Raw genomic sequence first — 17,428 nt, forward strand, 5'->3', positions numbered from 1 at the left:
TTAGCCTTTAACCAACAAAAGTTGATCGGCAATTGGCCCAAGGACAAGAACTGGCATAAATTGTAATAAGGTAAGCAATACAACAATCGTAATCAGCGTTAAGGCAAAGGTTGGAGTTTCAACCTGAAGACTACCTGTTGTTTCGGGTGCTTTTCTTTTTGCTGCTAAACGTGTCGCAATCATTAATGGCAAAATTAAGGTCGGGAAGCGTCCTAAAAGAAGAGCAAGACTACATGTGACATTCCACCATACCGTATTGTCTCCAAGGCCTTCAAAACCTGAACCATTGTTTGCAAAAGCAGAAACATATTCATAAAACACTTGGCTAATACCGTGTGGTCCAGGGTTTGTGATACCTGATAATCCCGGAATACTAAGACTCAAGGCTGTAAAAGCCAGAATAATAAGAGGCTGAATTAAGATAATAATCGCAAGTAACTTGATCTCTGCTGCTTCAATTTTGCGTCCAAACAATTCAGGTGTACGACCTGTCATTAAGCCTGCAATAAATACTGCAAGTAACAGATAAATCATAAACTGTTGCAGACCACAGCCCACACCACCCCAAATAGCATTAATCAACATGTTAATGAGTTCAACCAGCCCAGTAAGTGGCGCAGAAGAATCGTGCATCATATTGACCGAACCATTATTCACTTGTGTAGTAAACGCAGCCCATACTGCCGATGCTGCGGGTCCAAATCGTTGTTCTTTACCCTCCATTACGGCAAGTTGAGATGCTGTCGATGACATACTCTCAGACCAGACAGCAGCTGCACCTGAAATAATCGACATTAGAAGCATGCTACCAAACACAAAGTAGGCAAATTTTTTACGTCGAGTAAAATGTCCCACCATAAAAACGACTGTAATTGGAATGAGTAGAATCGCAATCATTTCTAATAAATTAGATAGCGGCGTTGGATTTTCTAAAGGTACAGAACTATTTGGACCATACCAGCCACCACCGTTACTACCCAATTGCTTAACAGCAACCATGGGTGCAACTGGACCTAATGGAATTTTTTGGGTTTGTACGGTATTTGCTTTATCAATAAGCTGTACTTCCGGCCCACCCTGAAAAGTTGCTGGTACGCCTTGGCTGTTAAGCAATAACGACCAGACAAAACAAAGAGGAAGCAAGAAACGGACTGTAGGGCGAATTACATCTGCCCAATAATTACCAATTAAAATTTGGTCTGGCTGCTCGGCAACATCGGCTGCAATATGGCTTGGGCGCTGATAAAAGAAAGCTCTTAAGGTCGCTACAACTAAAGCCAGCCCCATCATTGGTGTGATGACTTGCAAACCTACAATACCTGTCATTTGCGACAAATAAGATAATTGAGCTTGACCAGAATAATGCTGTTGGTTGGTGTTTGTTAAAAATGAAATAACCGTGTGTAATGCTAAATCCCAACTCATATTTGGTGCATGATTTGGGTTTAATGGTAGCCATGCTTGCGTCATAAAAATAGCAAAAACGGCTATAGCTAGAAAAACACAGCTAACAACAAATGCTAAAGAATATTGTTTCCAGTTCATTTGTTGTTGTGGAGATATGCCTAACAAGCGATATACAGGATTTTCAATCCAACGAAATAATCCATCGCCAACCATCGGCTGATTTGTCATCACTTTGGATAGATATTTGCTGAGGCACCATGCTAAAAAAATAGCAATAAATAAAACAAGGATAAGTTCTAACATGGCTATTCTCCTCTATACCCCTTGGCTTGATTTGCCAAATTGGAAATAAGGAGAGATGAAGAGATATCATTTGTTTTTAGTCCGCATAAGGCTATGCCAGACTGATGCAAGATGCGCATTTGAGAATTTATAAGCATCTTTATTGTCCTGAAGTAACACTAATTTAGTGGATTTCAGTATGGATAAAATGCTCGTAAATTCTCTATTGAGGAACTCAAAGGCCGCGTAAATTTTGCGTAAAATCTAGTTTGAAAGCTTTTAAACTTTAAAATTGACGACCGGATAAAGTGGACTATCAACCTTTAAACTTTCACAATGCCAAAGCTCATATAAAGGGATTTTGACATCGAGTGCTAAAGGTAGTTTTTTAGAATTAAATTGCATATGGTCGAGATCACTTCCCCATGCAATCAAATCTACATCTAAAGAAATATGATGTGAAGGACGAACACGTCCAGAATCTGACTCAAGTTTTTTGAGAAAAGATTCAATTTGTTCACAGGCTAAAGTGCTTCTTAATAGACATGCTGAATTCCAGTAATCATCTCCAATACCATCTCGGCATGGAATTTGATAAACAGATGAAAACTGCACTTTCCCCAAAGTTGCTAATTGCATATAAGCAAAAGTAAAGTGTTGATCTGCGTCTAAATTACTCGCTAGGGCGAGCGCAAAAATTGTTTCTGGTGCGTTCAAGACGAATTCCTACAGCGTTTGCTTCTGCAATGATGGCTGGCTTACGGATGGTTATGGTAATTTTTTCAATTGTTGGAAAGGTTTCAAATAAACATTGCAAAACCAGATGAGCTGCGTGCTCGATTAACTCAGGTTTAGCTTGCTGAATGGTTTGAGCCGATAACTCACAAATCTGCGCATAGTTGAGTGTATCCTCAAGCTTGTCAGACTCCGCAGCTCGGCTCAAATCATTATGGATGGTTAAATCCAACATTAAAGGTTGAATGATTTGTCTTTCCCAGCTGAAACAGCCAATCACTGTCTCAACCTTCAAGCCTTCAATAATAATGGCATCCATAAATTTAAACTGACCTTAGTGCTTTAACAACGAAGCAGGTTCCATATTTTGAACCATTTTCAAACGTTGGTCTGCATAAATATCAGTATATGGTGCGAGTACGCGCATAAAACGATCGAAATAAAGCATTTGCTTAAATAATAAGGCAAAATCTCGAGGGAATTTAATACCGTGGCGCTCACCAACCCCTACCATATCCATCATGATGTCATTTAAATCGGCTGGATTGGTAGACAGAATTTGCTGTGGATCGGCCATTAATACGCCATTAAATAAGCGCTCCAAATCTTGTGCCAATACATCAACATCGACCTTGTTATGGGTCATGCCCATCTTCAGCATATTTTCAGCCATTGCCTGATAATCAGTCTTTTGCAACGCATCCATAAACGCAATACATGCTGTCCAGACTTCTGGTTTTAACTGACCCACAATACCGAAATCGATAAAACCAATTCGGCCATCTTCGAGCAGCATTAGATTTCCAGCATGTAAGTCCGCATGGAAACTCTTACAGAGCATAAGACTACCAAACCATGTATTCATGGCAGTAATCAGCACTTGTGATGGGTCTTTAGCATATTGTTTTACCACACTAAAATCTGTCAAAGACACACCGTATAAACGCTGCATGGTCAAAACACGGCGTGTAGAAAACTGATGATAAACCTTAGGTGCTGTCGCAGCGTGGTTTTGAGAAATATTTAAATATTCTATAAAGTCATCTAAGTTTTGGGCTTCTTCAATAAAGTCGACTTCACGCACCATACGGGTTTTAATTTCATCGACAATGTCAGAAAGAGCAGCAAACTTGATTTTAGGTACTGCACGCTCAAGTAGTTTGGCTGCCCAATGCACTACATTTAGGTCAGTGTATAAAATAGTTTCAACACCAGGTTTTTGTACTTTAATAACGACATCTTCGCCGGTCATCAGTTTAGCCGCATGTACCTGAGCAATTGAAGCAGAAGCTAAAGGTTTTTCATCGATGTAGCTAAAAATTTGGCTTAAATCGCGTCCTTCAAACTCAGAGGCAAGTACGCCTTGAATATAGCTAAATGGCAAAGTTGGAGTCTGATCTAAACAACCTTGAAATTCTTCTACATATTCACGCGGAAATAGCGATGGTGTACTCGCGATAAACTGACCAAGCTTAATATATGTTGAGCCAAGCGACTCAAAAGTCTCACGCATGAGTTTGGCATTACTTGGCTTATCAGTTGCGTACTTAATACCAGCTTTAGCAGCAACCACTGCGGTTTCACCGATACGGGCAACTGAGCGCAATCCATCAAATAAAATATTTTTTTTCATATTTCTTTAGAACCAGAATATTCGTCTCAAGTGTAGCAAATTTTGATTTATTTGCTGATTAGCTTGCCTGACAAAGTGAACAATTTATATCTTTATCAAAATTAACAATACGTTGTGTCATATTTAATCCATCCCAAAGTAACAGTTTCTGTTTCAAAGGAGTGCGATTAAGCCCTAAATAAAGCAAAGTGTGATGTGCTTGTAATGACGCTATCATTACAGGAGTCGTTGCAAGCACTCCCGACTCAGCGCAACGCAGACCTTCATTGTCATGCTGTTCTTTTGGAAATAAACATTCATAACAAGCTGAATCACCTTCTACCATAAACATTTGCGCCTGAAAGCCAATTGCGGAGGCACTAATTAATGCGACCTGATGTTTCTTACAAGCACTATTTACTAAATAGCGAGTTGTAAAGTTATCACAGCCATCCAGTACCACATCTTGGTGTTCAACAAGTCTATCAATGTTATGTTCGTCTAAACGTTCGTTGTAGTATTCAACACAGATATAAGGGTTAATTTTCTGTAACCGTTTTGCCAGAACTTCAGCTTTATAACGATCAATATCTTCATGACCAAATGCAATTTGACGCTGTAAATTACTTATCTCAATGGTATCTGCATCAATGAGTGTAATTTTTCCAACTCCTGCTCGTGCGAGTAGCTCTGCACTGCTACAACCTATGCCACCAGCGCCGACAATCAGTACATTGGCAAGTTTGAGTTTTTCCTGAGCTTCAATATCCCATCCATCAAGTAAAATCTGACGGCTATAGAGATGCATTTCTTCATCACTTAACTCTACAAAATCGATATCTTGAAGCTCGGTCACACGTTAATCCTTTCACTTAGAAGCCAAATGATTTTATGACTAAGTCAATCATTATGAAAGCTATAAAATAGAAACAGTTTTTTATTCGGTTACTGCACTATTGTTCACATTACTTCTTTCACACTTTCTGCAACAATAGAACGAACTAGTTTCTTTGTTACTTAGGCTAAATATGTCTCAATCATATATTGCACCAGTAGAGTTAGAAAAAGCTTATCGTTTATTAAATCATGGTCCAACTGTGCTGGTTTCTGCACAACATGGTGACGACCGCAATGTAATGGCTGCTGCATGGGCATGTGTCTTAGAGTTCAAGCCTGCCAAAGTGACCGTCGTTTTAGATAAAAGCACTAAAACCCGACAGCTTGTCGAGCAAAGTGGCTATTTCACACTACAAGTTCCTTGCTATGCACAGCTCAATATGACCAAGCAACTTGGCACCATTAGTAAGTTGGATAACCCACAAAAACTTGAGCACTGCGGTGTTGAACTGTTTTATCAAGAAGGCCTGAGTAGCCCACTTGTATCAGGTTGTATCGCATGGCTGGTTTGTAAACTTATTCCTGAACCGCACAATCAGTCAGCTCATGATTTATTTATTGGCTCTGTTGTAGGTGCATGGGCAGATAGTCGCGTTTTTAGAGATGGGCACTGGTATTTTCAAGATGCGCCAAAAGAACTTCGAAGCCTGCATTATATTGCAGGTGGAACGTTTTACTTAATTGGTGAAGAAGTGAAAGCTGATCTTTAAGATAAAAATAAAGGGAAATATTTAAATATTTCCCTTTATTCAATTTAGCTTGCATAGGCTTGCTGCATTTTTGCAATTTCTTGCTGCTTCAACAGTCCTCTTTGAATTTTCCCGCTCGTGGTTTTCGGTAGACTATCCACAAACTCAATTTCTTTTGGATACGCATGACGAGATAAACGGTTACGAACATATTGCTGTAACTTATCTTTTAATGTTTCACACGCTTGATAAGCAGGCTTAAGTACCACAAAAGCTTTTACTATTTCGGTTCGTTCCGGATCTGGCTTACCAATTACGGCTGACTCTAATACCGCCTCACATTCTAACAAAGTACTTTCAACATCGAATGGTCCAACTCGATAGCCTGATGTTGTAATGACGTCGTCAGCACGCCCCACAAAATCAATGCCGCCATGTTCATTTAAAGTGACCGTGTCACCTGTTAAATAATACTTACCAACAAATGATTTGCGATTATTGCCAGCATAGCCTTTAAACCACATTAATGGCGATTGCTCCGAGTCCATCGCTAAGATACCCACACCACCTGTTGGTAATTCTTGATAATTTTGGTCTAACACCGCAAAACGATGCCCAGGAATTGCAAAACCAGCTGAACCTACTTTTAATGGGTGCTCAAGCGCATGGTGGTTCGCAATCACCATGCCGAGTTCAGTTTGTCCATATTGATCAAAAATATTGACCTCTAAATCCTGTTTAAACCAGTTCACAACCTCAGGAGTTAATGGCTCACCTGCACTACTCACTACGCGTAAATGTTGTTTAATTGAAGGGTCAAATTTTTCCTTAAACCCAAAGAACATTCGAAATGCTGTTGGCGATCCTGTTAAATTACTTACTTTATACTTTTTAATTAACTCAATTGCCTGATCTACATTAAACGAACGCTCATCCATAATAATGCTATGCCCCAAGCTTAAAGGGCCTGTAATGCCATAATACAAACCATACGCCCAGCCCGGATCTGCCAGATTCCAGAACATATCCTCTTCACGCAAATCGACAGCATGAGTCATATAACCTTTAAATGCCAAAATTGCTTTTAGTGGAACGGGTACAGACTTAGCAAGTCCAGTTGTGCCTGAGGTGAACATCATTAAAAAGTCATCGTCAAAGCTACGACTAATTGGTTCACATTGCTCAGAATAGCGTTGTAAGGATTGCCAAAAATCGAAGTCATGTTCAGATAAAAGACCTGTTTGATGAACAGTTACAATAACCGGAACATTTAAAGTATTCAGTTTAGGGCGCTGTTCATCATTGGTCACAATCAATTTAGTTTGAGCAATCGTAATACGGTGATCAATAGATTTTGCTTCAAAGGCAGTAAATAAAGGCTGATAAATAGCCCCAATGCGCCACGCTGCCAAAATTGTAATTAATAACTCAGGTGTTCTCGGTAGAAGTCCTGCAATACAATCTCCAGCTTGAATTCCTTGTGCTTTAAAGAAGTTAGCAAATTTTCCAGAAAGCTCAGCAAGTTGTTCGAACGTATAGTGCTCTGCCTGTCCGTTTTTTCCTTCCCAAATAAGCGCTGTTTTATTTTTTCCTACATAACGCTCACAGCACTCAACATAAGCATTTATCGCTTGGGGGTGCCCAATAAGTTGCTCTTCAATGAGTTTTGCAAGATCAAATTGCTGATAAGCTTCTGCCAAAGTTTTCATGATGCTCACCTTCATTCCGTTTGATGATTGATTTTGTGTAAGATCACAAAATCTGTCCTGACTGTTATTGTTTTAGCTAAAGCTCGAAGAATATTTCTTCAACTTTTCCATCTATTTCAAACAAAACTAATAGCAAAAATGCATCATTTCAATTGCAAGAAACCGCACATGGCATGCGGCTTCTTGCAGTTTTAAGTTTAAAAACTCAATACTTTATGATCTAAACTTGAGCCACTTCACGGGCAATCACTAAACGTTGAATGTCTGAAGCACCTTCATAAATCTGACTTACACGGACATCCCGATAAATTCTCTCAACAGGAAAATCACTAACGTATCCATAACCTCCATGAATCTGGATTGCATCCGAACATACTCGCTCAGCCATGGTGGATGCAAAGAGTTTCGCCATTGAGGCCTCTTTTAAACAAGGTAGTCCCGCATCTTTTAAAGTTGCAGCATGTAAAACTAACTGATGTGCAGCTTCAATCTGAGTTGCCATATCAGCTAAGCGAAAACCAACCGCCTGATGCTGAACCAGCTCTACACCAAAGGCCTTACGTTCATTTGCGTATTGGACAGCAGCATCAAAAGCCGCTCTTGCCATACCAACAGATTGAGCAGCAATACCAATACGTCCAGCTGCTAAATTAGATAACGCAATTTTATAACCTTCACCTTCTTGTCCAACCAAATTTTCTAAAGGAATTCGGCAGTCCTCTAACGTTATGGTCGCTGTGTCCGAAGCATGTTGACCCATTTTGTCTTCAATTCGAGTCACCAAGTAGCCTTGTGTATTGGTCGGTACAAGAAAGCATGAAATGCCTTTTTTGCCAGCTTGTTTATCTGTAACCGCAAATACCAAAGCCACTTGAGCATTTTTACCACTGGTAATGAATTGCTTTACGCCATTGAGTACCCAATGGTCGCCATCTCGCTCGGCTTTACATAAAATCGCGCTCGCATCGGAACCAACATGTGGTTCAGTTAAACAAAAGCACCCTAGCCATTCGCCAGAAGCAAATTTTGGCAAATAGGTTTGTTTTTGCTGCTCTGAACCGTATGCCAGTGTAATACCGCAAATCAAAGAGTTTTGTACGCTGACGATTGTCGAAATAGCACCATCACCTGCAGCAATTTCCTCAATTGCAAGCACCAAAGATACATAATCCATTCCGGCACCGCCCCACTCATCGGGCACAGTCATTCCCATAGCGCCTAGTGCACCTAAATCTTTTAACTCCTGAGCCGGAAATTCATGGGTCTTATCGCGATGTGCAGCTGTTGGTTTTAACTGATTTTGCGCATAGTTACGCATCATCTCCTGAACCATGCTTTGTTCAGCATTTAGAATCATTTCAACATCCTTATTTTATTATTTTGCTGCCATGCGAATTGCACCATCTAGACGGATAACTTCACCATTTAAATAGGAATTTTCAGCAATATGGGCAACCAAATGAGCAAACTCTTCTGGTTTTCCTAAACGAGATGGGTACGGAACCATTTGCCCCAAAGCATCTTGTACATTTTGTGGCATACCCTTAAGCATTGGAGTTTCCATAATTCCCGGTGCAATGGTCATAATACGAATGGCATGTCGTGCTAGCTCACGAGCGATCGGTAAAGTCATCGCAACAATAGCGCCTTTTGATGCAGAATAAGCTGCCTGTCCAATTTGACCGTCAAATGCTGCAACAGAAGCAGTGTTAACAATGACGCCACGATCCTCTTCACCTTCTTCAACCGTGTTTTTACTCATTGCATTTGCTGCAAAACGCAGCATGTTAAATGTACCTGTGACATTAATATTTAAAGTTTTTGCAAATAACCCCAAGTCATGAACGCCCTCACGGCCAACTACTTTTGCAGAAGGGCCAATACCGGCACAATTAACCAAACCATGCAAATGACCATGTTTAACCAACACATCTTTAAAGAACTGTTCAGTAGCTGCTTCATCGGTTACATCAAGTTTTACAAAGTCAGCTTTTGGCCCTAACTGTTTCGCCTGCTGCTCACCTGCTTCTACATTCATGTCTACTAATGTGACTGAGGCACCCTGCTTTACCAAATACTCAGCAGTTGCAGCCCCTAAACCAGAGCCACCACCTGTAATCACAAAATGTTTTCCTTGAATTTTCATTATGTAACGTCCTATAGAAATGTTCTTTAAGCTTAGTAGTGAGAGTAAAAGTTGTTTTTTTCCGATACAATTTCAAAAAACCTCAAAATGCTTGCAGCTTTTGATCAATCCAAATTTTGAATATGAAATATTTCACTTGAAATACCTAAAAAAATGAGTCTTTGACATGGTTGTCCAATCTTCTTTAAGTAAAGGAACAATTTCGATTGCACTGGTACATGAAGCATTAAGTGCGGCTTATGCCAAAGGGCTCAATACTCAAATTATTTTGAATAAAGCTGGCATTCCTGCTGAATTACTTATGACACCTAAAGCGCGTGTTCCGGTAGCAACGTATGCACAATTATGGATAGAACTTGCCAATGCCATGAACGATGAGTTTTTTGGTATGGATAGCCACCCTATGCGTCGTGGTAGCTATAAATTACTTACAAAACTCGTCAGTACGGCTGAAACTTTAGAAAAGGCTCTCTATGATATTTTGAAGTTTTTTAACTTTGTTTTAGATGATATGCGTGGAGAGTTAATTCGAGAACAAGAAAAAGCTTATTTGGTGATTCATGATCAAGAACAGCCCAAACGTATGTTTACCTATGCAACCTTTTTAATGTTGGTACATGGGCTTATGTGTTGGTTAGTAGATCAGCGAATTAGCTTAAACAGTATTGCGGTACGTTGTCCAAAACCGAACGATATTCAAGATTATCTAGTCCGTTTTTGTGAAGATATACAATTTAATGCCGAGATAAATCAGGTTGAGTTTGATGCCCACTACTTAGATATTAAAATTAAAAAAGACAAAAAAGCGCTTTATGATTTTTTAGAACAAACTCCACAAAATCTTTTGGTTCGTTTTAAAAATGAAAATGCTTTGAGTGTTCTTATTCGTCGTCATTTATTAAAGCTTCACCCAGCCCAATGGCCCGAACTCAAAGATGTAGCACAACAACTCAATATTTCAGAAGCCACTGTTCAACGCCGCCTCAAACATGAAGGGGTGAGTTATCAGCAAATTAAAAATGAAATTCGCTGTGATATTGCGATTGAACGCTTAAGCAAAAGCAATGATTCAATACAAGATATTAGTGAAGACTTAAATTTCCACGACCCAAGTGCTTTTCACCGTGCTTTTAAAAAATGGACAGGTGTTAGCCCAGGTGCATACCGAGATAATTTAACTACGCACAAGCAGTAGCATATGTATCCAACGAAGCTTTAAGTCTAAACACTTAAGCTTATGATATTTATGTCTTTTAAATTGAATATTTCATATAACGCATTATTTAAAAATTAATAATGCCTATAAAACATTAACTTATAATTTTATCTAAACTTTTATCTTTCAAACTGATTTACAAATCAAAATAACTAAGTTTGTAAGCCACTAAACACATGAAAGGATGATTTATTATTTTAGTTCGGTTTTATTTTTATCATGTCTTTAAAATCAAAATTTTCTATACCAAAGACTTTGTTGGCATCAACATTGGGGTTTGTATTTGCTTCATCTGCTTTTGCAGCAATTCCGACTACGCTTAAACTTGATTATGCTTACTATGCACCAACCAGTTTAGTCGTTAAAGATCAAAAACTTCTCGAAAAAGCACTGCCAAATACCCAAATTAAATGGGTTTTTAGTCAAGGTAGTAACCGCTCATTAGAATATCTCAACAGTAACAGCATCGATTTTGCTTCTACCGCTGGATTAGCAGCTGTATTAAGTCGAGCGAATGGTAGTCCAATTAAAACGGTTTATGTACAAAGCCAACCGGAATGGACCGCCCTTGTTGTCGCAAAAAATTCACCAATTAAAAGCCTAAAAGATTTAAAAGGTAAAAAAATTGCGGCTACCAAAGGAACCGATCCATTCTTATTTACACTACAAGCGCTAGACACTGTAGGCTTGAGTAAACGCGATGTACAGCTGGTTCATTTACAGCACCCCGATGGAAAAACTGCATTAGAACGCGGTCAAGTAGATGCTTGGGCTGGACTTGATCCTTTAATGGCTTCAGCTCAAATTCAATCGGGCGCGAAATTACTTTATCGTAATGTAGCATTTAATAGTTATAGCGTACTGAGTGTTAAAGAAGACTTTGCAAAGCAAAGCCCTGAAGCGGTTGAAGCCGTTATTAAAGCCTACGAACAAGCCCGAAAATGGGCAAAAGCCAATCCAGATAAAGTGGCAGCACTTTTAGCTCAAGAATCAAAACTCCCTCTCCCTGTGGCTAAGCTACAACTGAATCGAACCAACTTTGATCAAAGCATTCCATCAGCAACTCAAGCACAAGCGCTAAAACGTTCTGGGAAAATTTTGACAGAAGAAGACTTGGTTAGAAAAGGTACTAACGTCAATCAAGTGGTTGATCAGTTGTTAGATCCTCGCTTTGCTCAAAAAGTCGTGAAATAGTATATGAGTGATTCACTTAACAAAGCTGAGCTAAATCATTTCTTAGCTCAGCAGGCTTTAAAATCTCAGAAAAAGCATCTAAACAACAAATTCACACGGTGGTTTAAAGCGCTACTCATTCCACTTATTTTTTTAGCGGCTTGCGAGTTTTTAGTCAGAAATGGCTATATCGATGCTTATCTACTGCCTGCACCGTCTAGTTTATGGCAATCTTTTTTAGATTTAGCTCATAGCGACCTATTTGCCCATATTTATATTAGTACATGGCGCGTTCTATTGGGTTTTATTATAGGAAGTGGTTTAGGTTTAATTTTTGCGATTTGGGTGGGATTAAGTAGAGAAGCAGAAGCTTATTTAGAACCAACTTTTTCAGCAATTAAATCAATTCCAAGTCTTGCGTGGATTCCATTGTTATTACTTTGGTTAGGAATTGACGAAGGCTCGAAAATTACGCTTATTGCCATCGGAGCATTTTTTCCAACCTATACCAATACAGTTGCAGCAATTCATAATGTAGATAGAAAGCTCATTGAAGTTGGAAAAGTTTATCGGCTTAATGCTTTTCAGCGGATTATATCTATTATTTTACCAGCAGCCTCTCCGGGCATTTTAACCGGTTTACGCAACAGCTTAAGCTTATCTTGGATGTTTATGATTGCAGCTGAACTGATTGCAGCTACTCAAGGGATTGGCTATTTACTCAGTGATGGCCGAGAAACCTCTCGCCCAGATATTGTTATCATTGCAATTATTTTATTAGCCCTATTGGGTAAAGTAACCGATACCTTAATGAAACTTATTGAAAACTGGTTATTACGTTGGCGGGATACACTTCAAAAGTAATTTTAAATCCAGCATGCCAAAGTGACTCGATCATTTTGGCCATAGTCTTGAATGGTTTTAATCTGACTAAAACCATGCTCAGCAAATATATTTCGAACAGCTTGCCCCTGATCATACCCATGCTCTAGTGCAATCCAGCCTTGTGGTTTTAACCAGTTTTTCCCTTGAGCAATAATAATTTCAATATCAGCCAGTCCCTGATGATCTGCAACCAATGCACGGCGTGGTTCTGTTGCCAAAGCTTGCATGTGTTCATCTTCAGGGTCGATATACGGCGGATTAGAAACAATTAAATCAAATTTTTGTGGCTCTAGTGCTTCAAACCACGCGCCGCAAGCGAATTTTACACGTTGCAAATTATGAGCTAGTGCATTTTCTTTTGCGACTTCTAAAGTAGGTGCATAAATATCAGTTGCTGTGACGAACCAATCCGGACGTTCACTCGCTAACGCAAGCGCAATTGCACCTGTCCCCGTTCCTAAATCAACAATGTTTGCTTTCTTTGGCAAATTTAGATTTAAAACAGTTTCAACTAAAACCTCAGTATCTGGTCGCGGCACTAAAGTATCTGACGTTACTTTTAAATCGAGCGTCCAAAATGGTTGCGAACCCGTTACATAAGCTAAAGGTTCACCTTTTTGGATACGTTCAAGACCAGCCAAATAATCTTGTTCTTGTTGGGCTGTTAACTCTTGCTCAAGTCTAAACTTTAATTCAAGCGAATTGATTTTTAGAAAATGCTCAAGCAACCAAGCATTTTCTTGTCGTTCATAACTATCAGGCTCACCACGAATTGCAAGCGCTTGAGCAATATTCATTAGCCGCCATTTTCCTGTGCAAGCATCGCAAGCTGATCTGCCTGATATTCACGATGTAAACTATCGAGTAGTTCAGTTAAATCACCTTCCATAATGGCATCTAACTTATATAAAGTTAGGTTAATACGGTGATCCGTCATACGACCTTGTGGGTAGTTATACGTACGGATACGTTCAGAACGGTCACCAGAACCCACTAAATCACGACGCATCTCAGAAGTTGCTGCATCGGCTGCTGCACGTTTCGCATTTTCTAAACGTGATACTAACAAGGCCATCGCTTTAGCTTTGTTTTTATGCTGTGAACGTTCTTCTTGACACTCAACGACTGTACCCGTTGGAATGTGAGTAATACGCACTGCCGAATCAGTTTTGTTAATGTGCTGACCACCGGCACCTGACGCACGGTAAGTATCAATACGCAAATCTGCTGGGTTAATTTCAACGTTAGTATCAACATCAATTTCAGGCAAGATCGCAACCGTACAAGCTGAAGTATGTACACGACCTTGTGATTCAGTGGCTGGTACACGTTGTACACGGTGAGCACCACTTTCAAACTTCAAGCGGCCATACACACCATCACCATCTACACGGCAAATAACTTCTTTAAAGCCACCATGTTCGCCTTCATTTTCAGAAAGAACTTCAATACGCCAGCCTTGTGTCTCGGCATATTTGCTGTACATGCGGAATAAATCACCAGAGAAAATCGCAGCTTCATCACCGCCCGTTCCGGCACGAATTTCTAAATACGCAGCATTAGAATCATTTGGATCTTTTGGAATCATCAAGATATTGAGCTGGCTTTCTAGTTCTTCAAGCAATGCTTTATTCGCTTGAATTTCTTCTTCTGCCATATCTTTAAAGTCAGGGTCTGACTTCATCATTTCAGCAGTTTCAATGTCTTCTTCTGCTTGACGGTATTTGCCCCAAACTTCTGTAATTTCAGTTAAATCACTATGTTCACGAGACAGTTTACGGAAACGTTTGTTATCGGAAATCACTTCTGCATCTGCAAGCAATGCGGTAAGTTCTTCATGACGATCACAGAGTTGATCAAGTCGTAAACGGAGTGACGCTTTCATAAGAGGAAATATCTCAAAAGTCCAAAAAACTTATCTAGATAAATATAAGAAGATAAGCCAAATCATAAAAATAGCGCATAGTTTACAGATTATGCTGATTAAATGACATATGTAATCCTTTAATTCCTGAACTTTAGAAAGGTCTATTCATTATCTGTAAACCTATTAAATTATATATTGTCCCTCTCAATCACTTATGACTTACGTTCACTAATTTTTATTGTTCAGTTTTTAGATAAGATTGATGGTTTTCCATCCTTTTTTAATAGAAAGCATACAAAGAAGACACTAAACTCTAATAATCGAGTGATGGTTCTCCATATTTGAAGAGAAGTGTTTTGTTACATTTGCCGTAACGAAAGATATAAGGTCCTGCAACTTGGGACATGGAGTAAATGATGAAATTAAATACTTTGTTATGTAGTGCTGTTTTAGCTACTTCTATGATGACTGTAGCACATGCAGACAATACAACTCACGTAGCAGCTGCTTCGGCTTTAGGTAGTGTTGCCGGTACTGCAATTGGTAAAAGCATGGGTGGTACATCTGGCGCAACAATTGGTGCTGCTTTAGGTGGTGCTGGTGGTGCAGCAGTTGCAAGTGATCGTCGTCACCGTACAGAATCTGCAATTGGCGGTGGTTTAGGCGGTGGTGCTGGCTATACTGTTGGTAAAAGCATGGGTGGTACAAACGGTGGATACATCGGTGCTGCTTTAGGTGCGGCAGGTGGTGGTGCTTTAGGTAATAAAATTTCTAAAGACCGCGATTATGATCGATCTTCTAAACACTGGAAGAAAAAACACCGTCATCACCACTAATCACAGTGAAGACTTAGACTTAAAAACACCTTCGGGTGTTTTTTTATAGGCAAAATTTTGCCCGCTCCCGATATATTGTTCATGATTTATTCACATCTTAATATAAACCATACAAAGCAGACACAAAACTATCGTACCAGCATAGCCCTTCTCCATAATTTTCACGAAATTTTTAATTACATTTAGCTCAAGATATAAAGATTGCTCTTCAGCAAAATGAGCATGGAGTTCCAAAATGAAAATGAATATTTGGTTAGCAAGTGCATTAATCGCAACAACCTCTATGGTGTCAGTTGCACATGCAGATAATGGTACCCGTGTAGCGGCAACTTCTGCTCTAGGTAGTGTAGTAGGTACAGCAATTGGTAAAAGTATCGGTGGTACATCTGGCGCAACAATTGGTGCTGCTTTAGGTGGTGCTGGTGGTGCGGCTGCAGCGAGTGACCGTCGTAACCGTACAGAAGCTGCTATTGGTGGTGCTTTAGGCGGTGGTGCTGGTTATACCGTTGGTAAAAACATGGGTGGTACAAACGGTGGATACATCGGTGCAGCAGTAGGTGCAGCTGGTGGTTCTGCTTTAGGTCGTAAAGTTGGTCAAGACCGTAACTATGATGACCGTTATGACCGTCGTTATGATCGTGACGACCGCCGTTACGATCGTCGCTATGATCGTGATGATCGTCGTTATTACAATGACCGCGCTTCTTATCGTCATGATAATGGCTTACATCGTGGTTGGTATAAACACCACTAATTGGTACACAGATATTAAAAAGCACCCTAGCGGTGCTTTTTTATTTGGGAGTAAAATTTATATCGAAAAAAACCGATATACATCACTCCATTTATATCGTATTATTTCGATATAACGTTTTTTGAGAATATCGCATGCGATCACTTCAAGATACCAAATTTTCAATTTTGGAGCTTGCTCCTATACGTGATGATAAGACAATCGAGTTTTCATTACGTCATGCATTAGAGCTCGCCCAACATGCAGAAAAATTAGGTTATGACCGTTTTTGGCTTGCAGAACATCATAATATGGATGGAATTGCGAGTTCAGCAACCGCTGTTTTACTTGGTTTTATCGCAGCTCATACCCAGCGCATTCGTTTAGGTTCAGGTGGTATCATGCTACCAAACCATGCACCGTTAGTGGTTGCAGAACAATTTGGTACATTAGCAACCTTATATCCAAATCGTATTGAGCTAGGTTTAGGTCGTGCTCCGGGTACAGATCAGGTCACTATGCGTGCCTTACGTCGCGGGCATCAGGAAACAGAAGATCAGTTTCCAAGAGATGTTGTTGAGATTTTGCAATATTTTAAAGCGCCTCAACCCGGCCAAAGAATTATTGCCACTCCTGGACAAAATACTCATGTACCTGTCTGGTTATTGGGTTCAAGCTTATTTAGCGCGCAATTGGCTGCGAAACTAGGATTACCCTATTCATTTGCATCGCATTTTGCACCACGCATGCTTGGTCAAGCGATCGAACTTTATCGTGAAAATTTCGAGCCTTCTGAATATTTGGACAAGCCTTATGTTTCCATGGGTGTACCTGTTGTGGTTGCCAATACAGATGAAGAAGCTCAGTTCCTAGCAACAAGCGCATACCAACGTGTTTTAGGATTAATTCGTGGTGAAAGTTTGAAACTCAAACCGCCAGTTACAACAATGCAAGGACTATGGAACACAGCAGAACAACTTTCTGTTGAAAACTTCTATACGATGGCACAAATCGGTTCAGCTGAAACAGTACGTTCAGGTTTAGAAAAGCTTTTGGCTACATATGAAGTCGATGAGTTTATTTTTACTTGTGATGTCTATGATACAAATAAGCGTTTAGACAGCTTTACTCAATTAATGCAATTAAAATCAAACAATTAATATATACACAAAGTCTCATGCTTGAATCAGTTTCAAGCATGAGATAACCACCTATCTGAAAATACTTTACCCAAACTACTT

17 protein-coding genes are annotated in these 17,428 nt (G+C 39.7%); 7 read left to right on the top strand and 10 right to left on the bottom strand.

Going from position 1 to position 17,428, the window contains the following annotated elements; genetic code table 11:
• The 5 genes from kdpA to ACG59Z_RS01265 all read right to left on the bottom strand — a co-directional run bounded on the left by kdpA (position 1) and on the right by ACG59Z_RS01265 (position 4,892).
• Positions 1-1,710, bottom strand: coding sequence for a potassium-transporting ATPase subunit KdpA (kdpA, locus tag ACG59Z_RS01245; RefSeq protein WP_400197553.1), 1,710 nt, complete (start codon positions 1,708-1,710; stop codon positions 1-3).
• A 258-nt stretch (positions 1,711-1,968) separates the two neighbouring features.
• Entirely contained in the window at positions 1,969-2,406 is a 438-nt protein-coding gene (locus ACG59Z_RS01250; protein WP_400197555.1) for a 2-amino-4-hydroxy-6-hydroxymethyldihydropteridine diphosphokinase, read from the bottom strand.
• A complete protein-coding gene (gene folB, locus ACG59Z_RS01255) occupies positions 2,363-2,743 on the bottom strand; it encodes a dihydroneopterin aldolase (RefSeq protein WP_400197557.1) in 381 nt (126 codons plus the stop codon). The genes ACG59Z_RS01250 and folB overlap by 44 nt, the downstream gene beginning before the upstream one ends.
• Positions 2,744-2,758: 15 nt before the next feature.
• Complete coding sequence (locus ACG59Z_RS01260; protein ID WP_400197559.1) at positions 2,759-4,057, bottom strand: ABC1 kinase family protein; 1,299 nt, start codon at positions 4,055-4,057, stop codon at positions 2,759-2,761.
• A 58-nt stretch (positions 4,058-4,115) separates the two neighbouring features.
• On the bottom strand, positions 4,116-4,892 hold the full coding sequence (locus ACG59Z_RS01265) for a HesA/MoeB/ThiF family protein (protein ID WP_400197561.1): 777 nt from the start codon (positions 4,890-4,892) through the stop codon (positions 4,116-4,118).
• Positions 4,893-5,064: 172 nt separating this feature from the next.
• Here ACG59Z_RS01265 and ACG59Z_RS01270 point away from each other — a divergent pair, with 172 nt between their 5' ends.
• Positions 5,065-5,643, top strand: coding sequence for a flavin reductase family protein (locus ACG59Z_RS01270; RefSeq protein ID WP_400197563.1), 579 nt, complete (start codon positions 5,065-5,067; stop codon positions 5,641-5,643).
• Between the two features lie 44 nt (positions 5,644-5,687).
• Here ACG59Z_RS01270 and ACG59Z_RS01275 read toward each other — a convergent pair whose 3' ends face one another.
• The 3 genes from ACG59Z_RS01275 to ACG59Z_RS01285 form a co-directional block, all read right to left on the bottom strand.
• Positions 5,688-7,331, bottom strand: coding sequence for an AMP-binding protein (locus tag ACG59Z_RS01275; RefSeq protein ID WP_400197564.1), 1,644 nt, complete (start codon positions 7,329-7,331; stop codon positions 5,688-5,690).
• A gap of 220 nt (positions 7,332-7,551) precedes the next feature.
• Positions 7,552-8,688: an acyl-CoA dehydrogenase family protein gene (locus tag ACG59Z_RS01280; protein ID WP_000602467.1), complete on the bottom strand. Its 1,137-nt coding sequence runs from the start codon at positions 8,686-8,688 to the stop codon at positions 7,552-7,554.
• An 18-nt stretch (positions 8,689-8,706) separates the two neighbouring features.
• Complete coding sequence (locus tag ACG59Z_RS01285) at positions 8,707-9,477, bottom strand: 3-hydroxyacyl-CoA dehydrogenase (protein ID WP_400197566.1); 771 nt, start codon at positions 9,475-9,477, stop codon at positions 8,707-8,709.
• Positions 9,478-9,643: 166 nt separating this feature from the next.
• Here ACG59Z_RS01285 and ACG59Z_RS01290 point away from each other — a divergent pair, with 166 nt between their 5' ends.
• The 3 genes from ACG59Z_RS01290 to ACG59Z_RS01300 all read left to right on the top strand — a co-directional run bounded on the left by ACG59Z_RS01290 (position 9,644) and on the right by ACG59Z_RS01300 (position 12,730).
• Positions 9,644-10,672 (top strand): AraC family transcriptional regulator, encoded by a 1,029-nt coding sequence (locus tag ACG59Z_RS01290; protein ID WP_400197568.1) that lies wholly within the window; start codon positions 9,644-9,646, stop codon positions 10,670-10,672.
• A 240-nt stretch (positions 10,673-10,912) separates the two neighbouring features.
• On the top strand, positions 10,913-11,887 hold the full coding sequence (locus tag ACG59Z_RS01295; protein WP_400197570.1) for an aliphatic sulfonate ABC transporter substrate-binding protein: 975 nt from the start codon (positions 10,913-10,915) through the stop codon (positions 11,885-11,887).
• 3 nt (positions 11,888-11,890) lie between these two features.
• A complete protein-coding gene (locus ACG59Z_RS01300; protein WP_400197571.1) occupies positions 11,891-12,730 on the top strand; it encodes an ABC transporter permease in 840 nt (279 codons plus the stop codon).
• Between the two features lie 2 nt (positions 12,731-12,732).
• On the opposite strand, the gene prmC is transcribed toward ACG59Z_RS01300, so the two are convergent.
• Together prmC and prfA are read right to left on the bottom strand one after the other, a co-directional pair.
• Positions 12,733-13,548 carry a peptide chain release factor N(5)-glutamine methyltransferase gene (gene prmC / locus ACG59Z_RS01305; protein ID WP_400197572.1) on the bottom strand — a complete coding sequence of 272 codons (816 nt, stop codon included), beginning with the start codon at positions 13,546-13,548 and terminating at the stop codon, positions 12,733-12,735.
• Positions 13,548-14,636 (bottom strand): peptide chain release factor 1, encoded by a 1,089-nt coding sequence (gene prfA, locus ACG59Z_RS01310; RefSeq protein WP_002049300.1) that lies wholly within the window; start codon positions 14,634-14,636, stop codon positions 13,548-13,550. Before prfA ends, prmC begins: the two co-directional genes overlap by 1 nt.
• Before the next feature lie 398 nt (positions 14,637-15,034).
• On the opposite strand from prfA, the gene ACG59Z_RS01315 reads away from it, so the two are divergent.
• The 3 genes from ACG59Z_RS01315 (at position 15,035) to ACG59Z_RS01325 (ending at position 17,347) form a co-directional block, all read left to right on the top strand.
• On the top strand, positions 15,035-15,454 hold the full coding sequence (locus tag ACG59Z_RS01315) for a glycine zipper domain-containing protein (RefSeq protein ID WP_002049123.1): 420 nt from the start codon (positions 15,035-15,037) through the stop codon (positions 15,452-15,454).
• Between the two features lie 235 nt (positions 15,455-15,689).
• Positions 15,690-16,208, top strand: coding sequence for a hypothetical protein (locus tag ACG59Z_RS01320; protein ID WP_396463346.1), 519 nt, complete (start codon positions 15,690-15,692; stop codon positions 16,206-16,208).
• A 134-nt stretch (positions 16,209-16,342) separates the two neighbouring features.
• A complete protein-coding gene (locus tag ACG59Z_RS01325; RefSeq protein WP_400197575.1) occupies positions 16,343-17,347 on the top strand; it encodes an LLM class flavin-dependent oxidoreductase in 1,005 nt (334 codons plus the stop codon).
• The last annotated feature ends 81 nt before the right edge of the window (positions 17,348-17,428 follow it).

It is taken from the genome of Acinetobacter sp. ABJ_C1_1, assembly GCF_044684115.1.
Taxonomy (GTDB): Bacteria; Pseudomonadota; Gammaproteobacteria; order Pseudomonadales; family Moraxellaceae; genus Acinetobacter; species Acinetobacter nosocomialis_A.

What these genes read in the sequence shown, in the direction of transcription:
- prmC (WP_400197572.1), bottom strand. Translation starts at nt 13,548, where the DNA reads ATGAATATTGCTCAAGCGCTTGCAATTCGTGGTGAGCCTGATAGTTAT.
- ACG59Z_RS01260 (WP_400197559.1), bottom strand. Translation starts at nt 4,057, where the DNA reads ATGAAAAAAAATATTTTATTTGATGGATTGCGCTCAGTTGCCCGTATC.
- ACG59Z_RS01325 (WP_400197575.1), top strand. Translation starts at nt 16,343, where the DNA reads ATGCGATCACTTCAAGATACCAAATTTTCAATTTTGGAGCTTGCTCCT.
- kdpA (WP_400197553.1), bottom strand. Translation starts at nt 1,710, where the DNA reads ATGTTAGAACTTATCCTTGTTTTATTTATTGCTATTTTTTTAGCATGG.
- ACG59Z_RS01290 (WP_400197568.1), top strand. Translation starts at nt 9,644, where the DNA reads ATGGTTGTCCAATCTTCTTTAAGTAAAGGAACAATTTCGATTGCACTG.
- ACG59Z_RS01285 (WP_400197566.1), bottom strand. Translation starts at nt 9,477, where the DNA reads ATGAAAATTCAAGGAAAACATTTTGTGATTACAGGTGGTGGCTCTGGT.
- prfA (WP_002049300.1), bottom strand. Translation starts at nt 14,636, where the DNA reads ATGAAAGCGTCACTCCGTTTACGACTTGATCAACTCTGTGATCGTCAT.
- ACG59Z_RS01280 (WP_000602467.1), bottom strand. Translation starts at nt 8,688, where the DNA reads ATGATTCTAAATGCTGAACAAAGCATGGTTCAGGAGATGATGCGTAAC.
- ACG59Z_RS01300 (WP_400197571.1), top strand. Translation starts at nt 11,891, where the DNA reads ATGAGTGATTCACTTAACAAAGCTGAGCTAAATCATTTCTTAGCTCAG.
- ACG59Z_RS01320 (WP_396463346.1), top strand. Translation starts at nt 15,690, where the DNA reads ATGAAAATGAATATTTGGTTAGCAAGTGCATTAATCGCAACAACCTCT.
- folB (WP_400197557.1), bottom strand. Translation starts at nt 2,743, where the DNA reads ATGGATGCCATTATTATTGAAGGCTTGAAGGTTGAGACAGTGATTGGC.
- ACG59Z_RS01270 (WP_400197563.1), top strand. Translation starts at nt 5,065, where the DNA reads ATGTCTCAATCATATATTGCACCAGTAGAGTTAGAAAAAGCTTATCGT.
- ACG59Z_RS01275 (WP_400197564.1), bottom strand. Translation starts at nt 7,331, where the DNA reads ATGAAAACTTTGGCAGAAGCTTATCAGCAATTTGATCTTGCAAAACTC.
- ACG59Z_RS01315 (WP_002049123.1), top strand. Translation starts at nt 15,035, where the DNA reads ATGAAATTAAATACTTTGTTATGTAGTGCTGTTTTAGCTACTTCTATG.
- ACG59Z_RS01295 (WP_400197570.1), top strand. Translation starts at nt 10,913, where the DNA reads ATGTCTTTAAAATCAAAATTTTCTATACCAAAGACTTTGTTGGCATCA.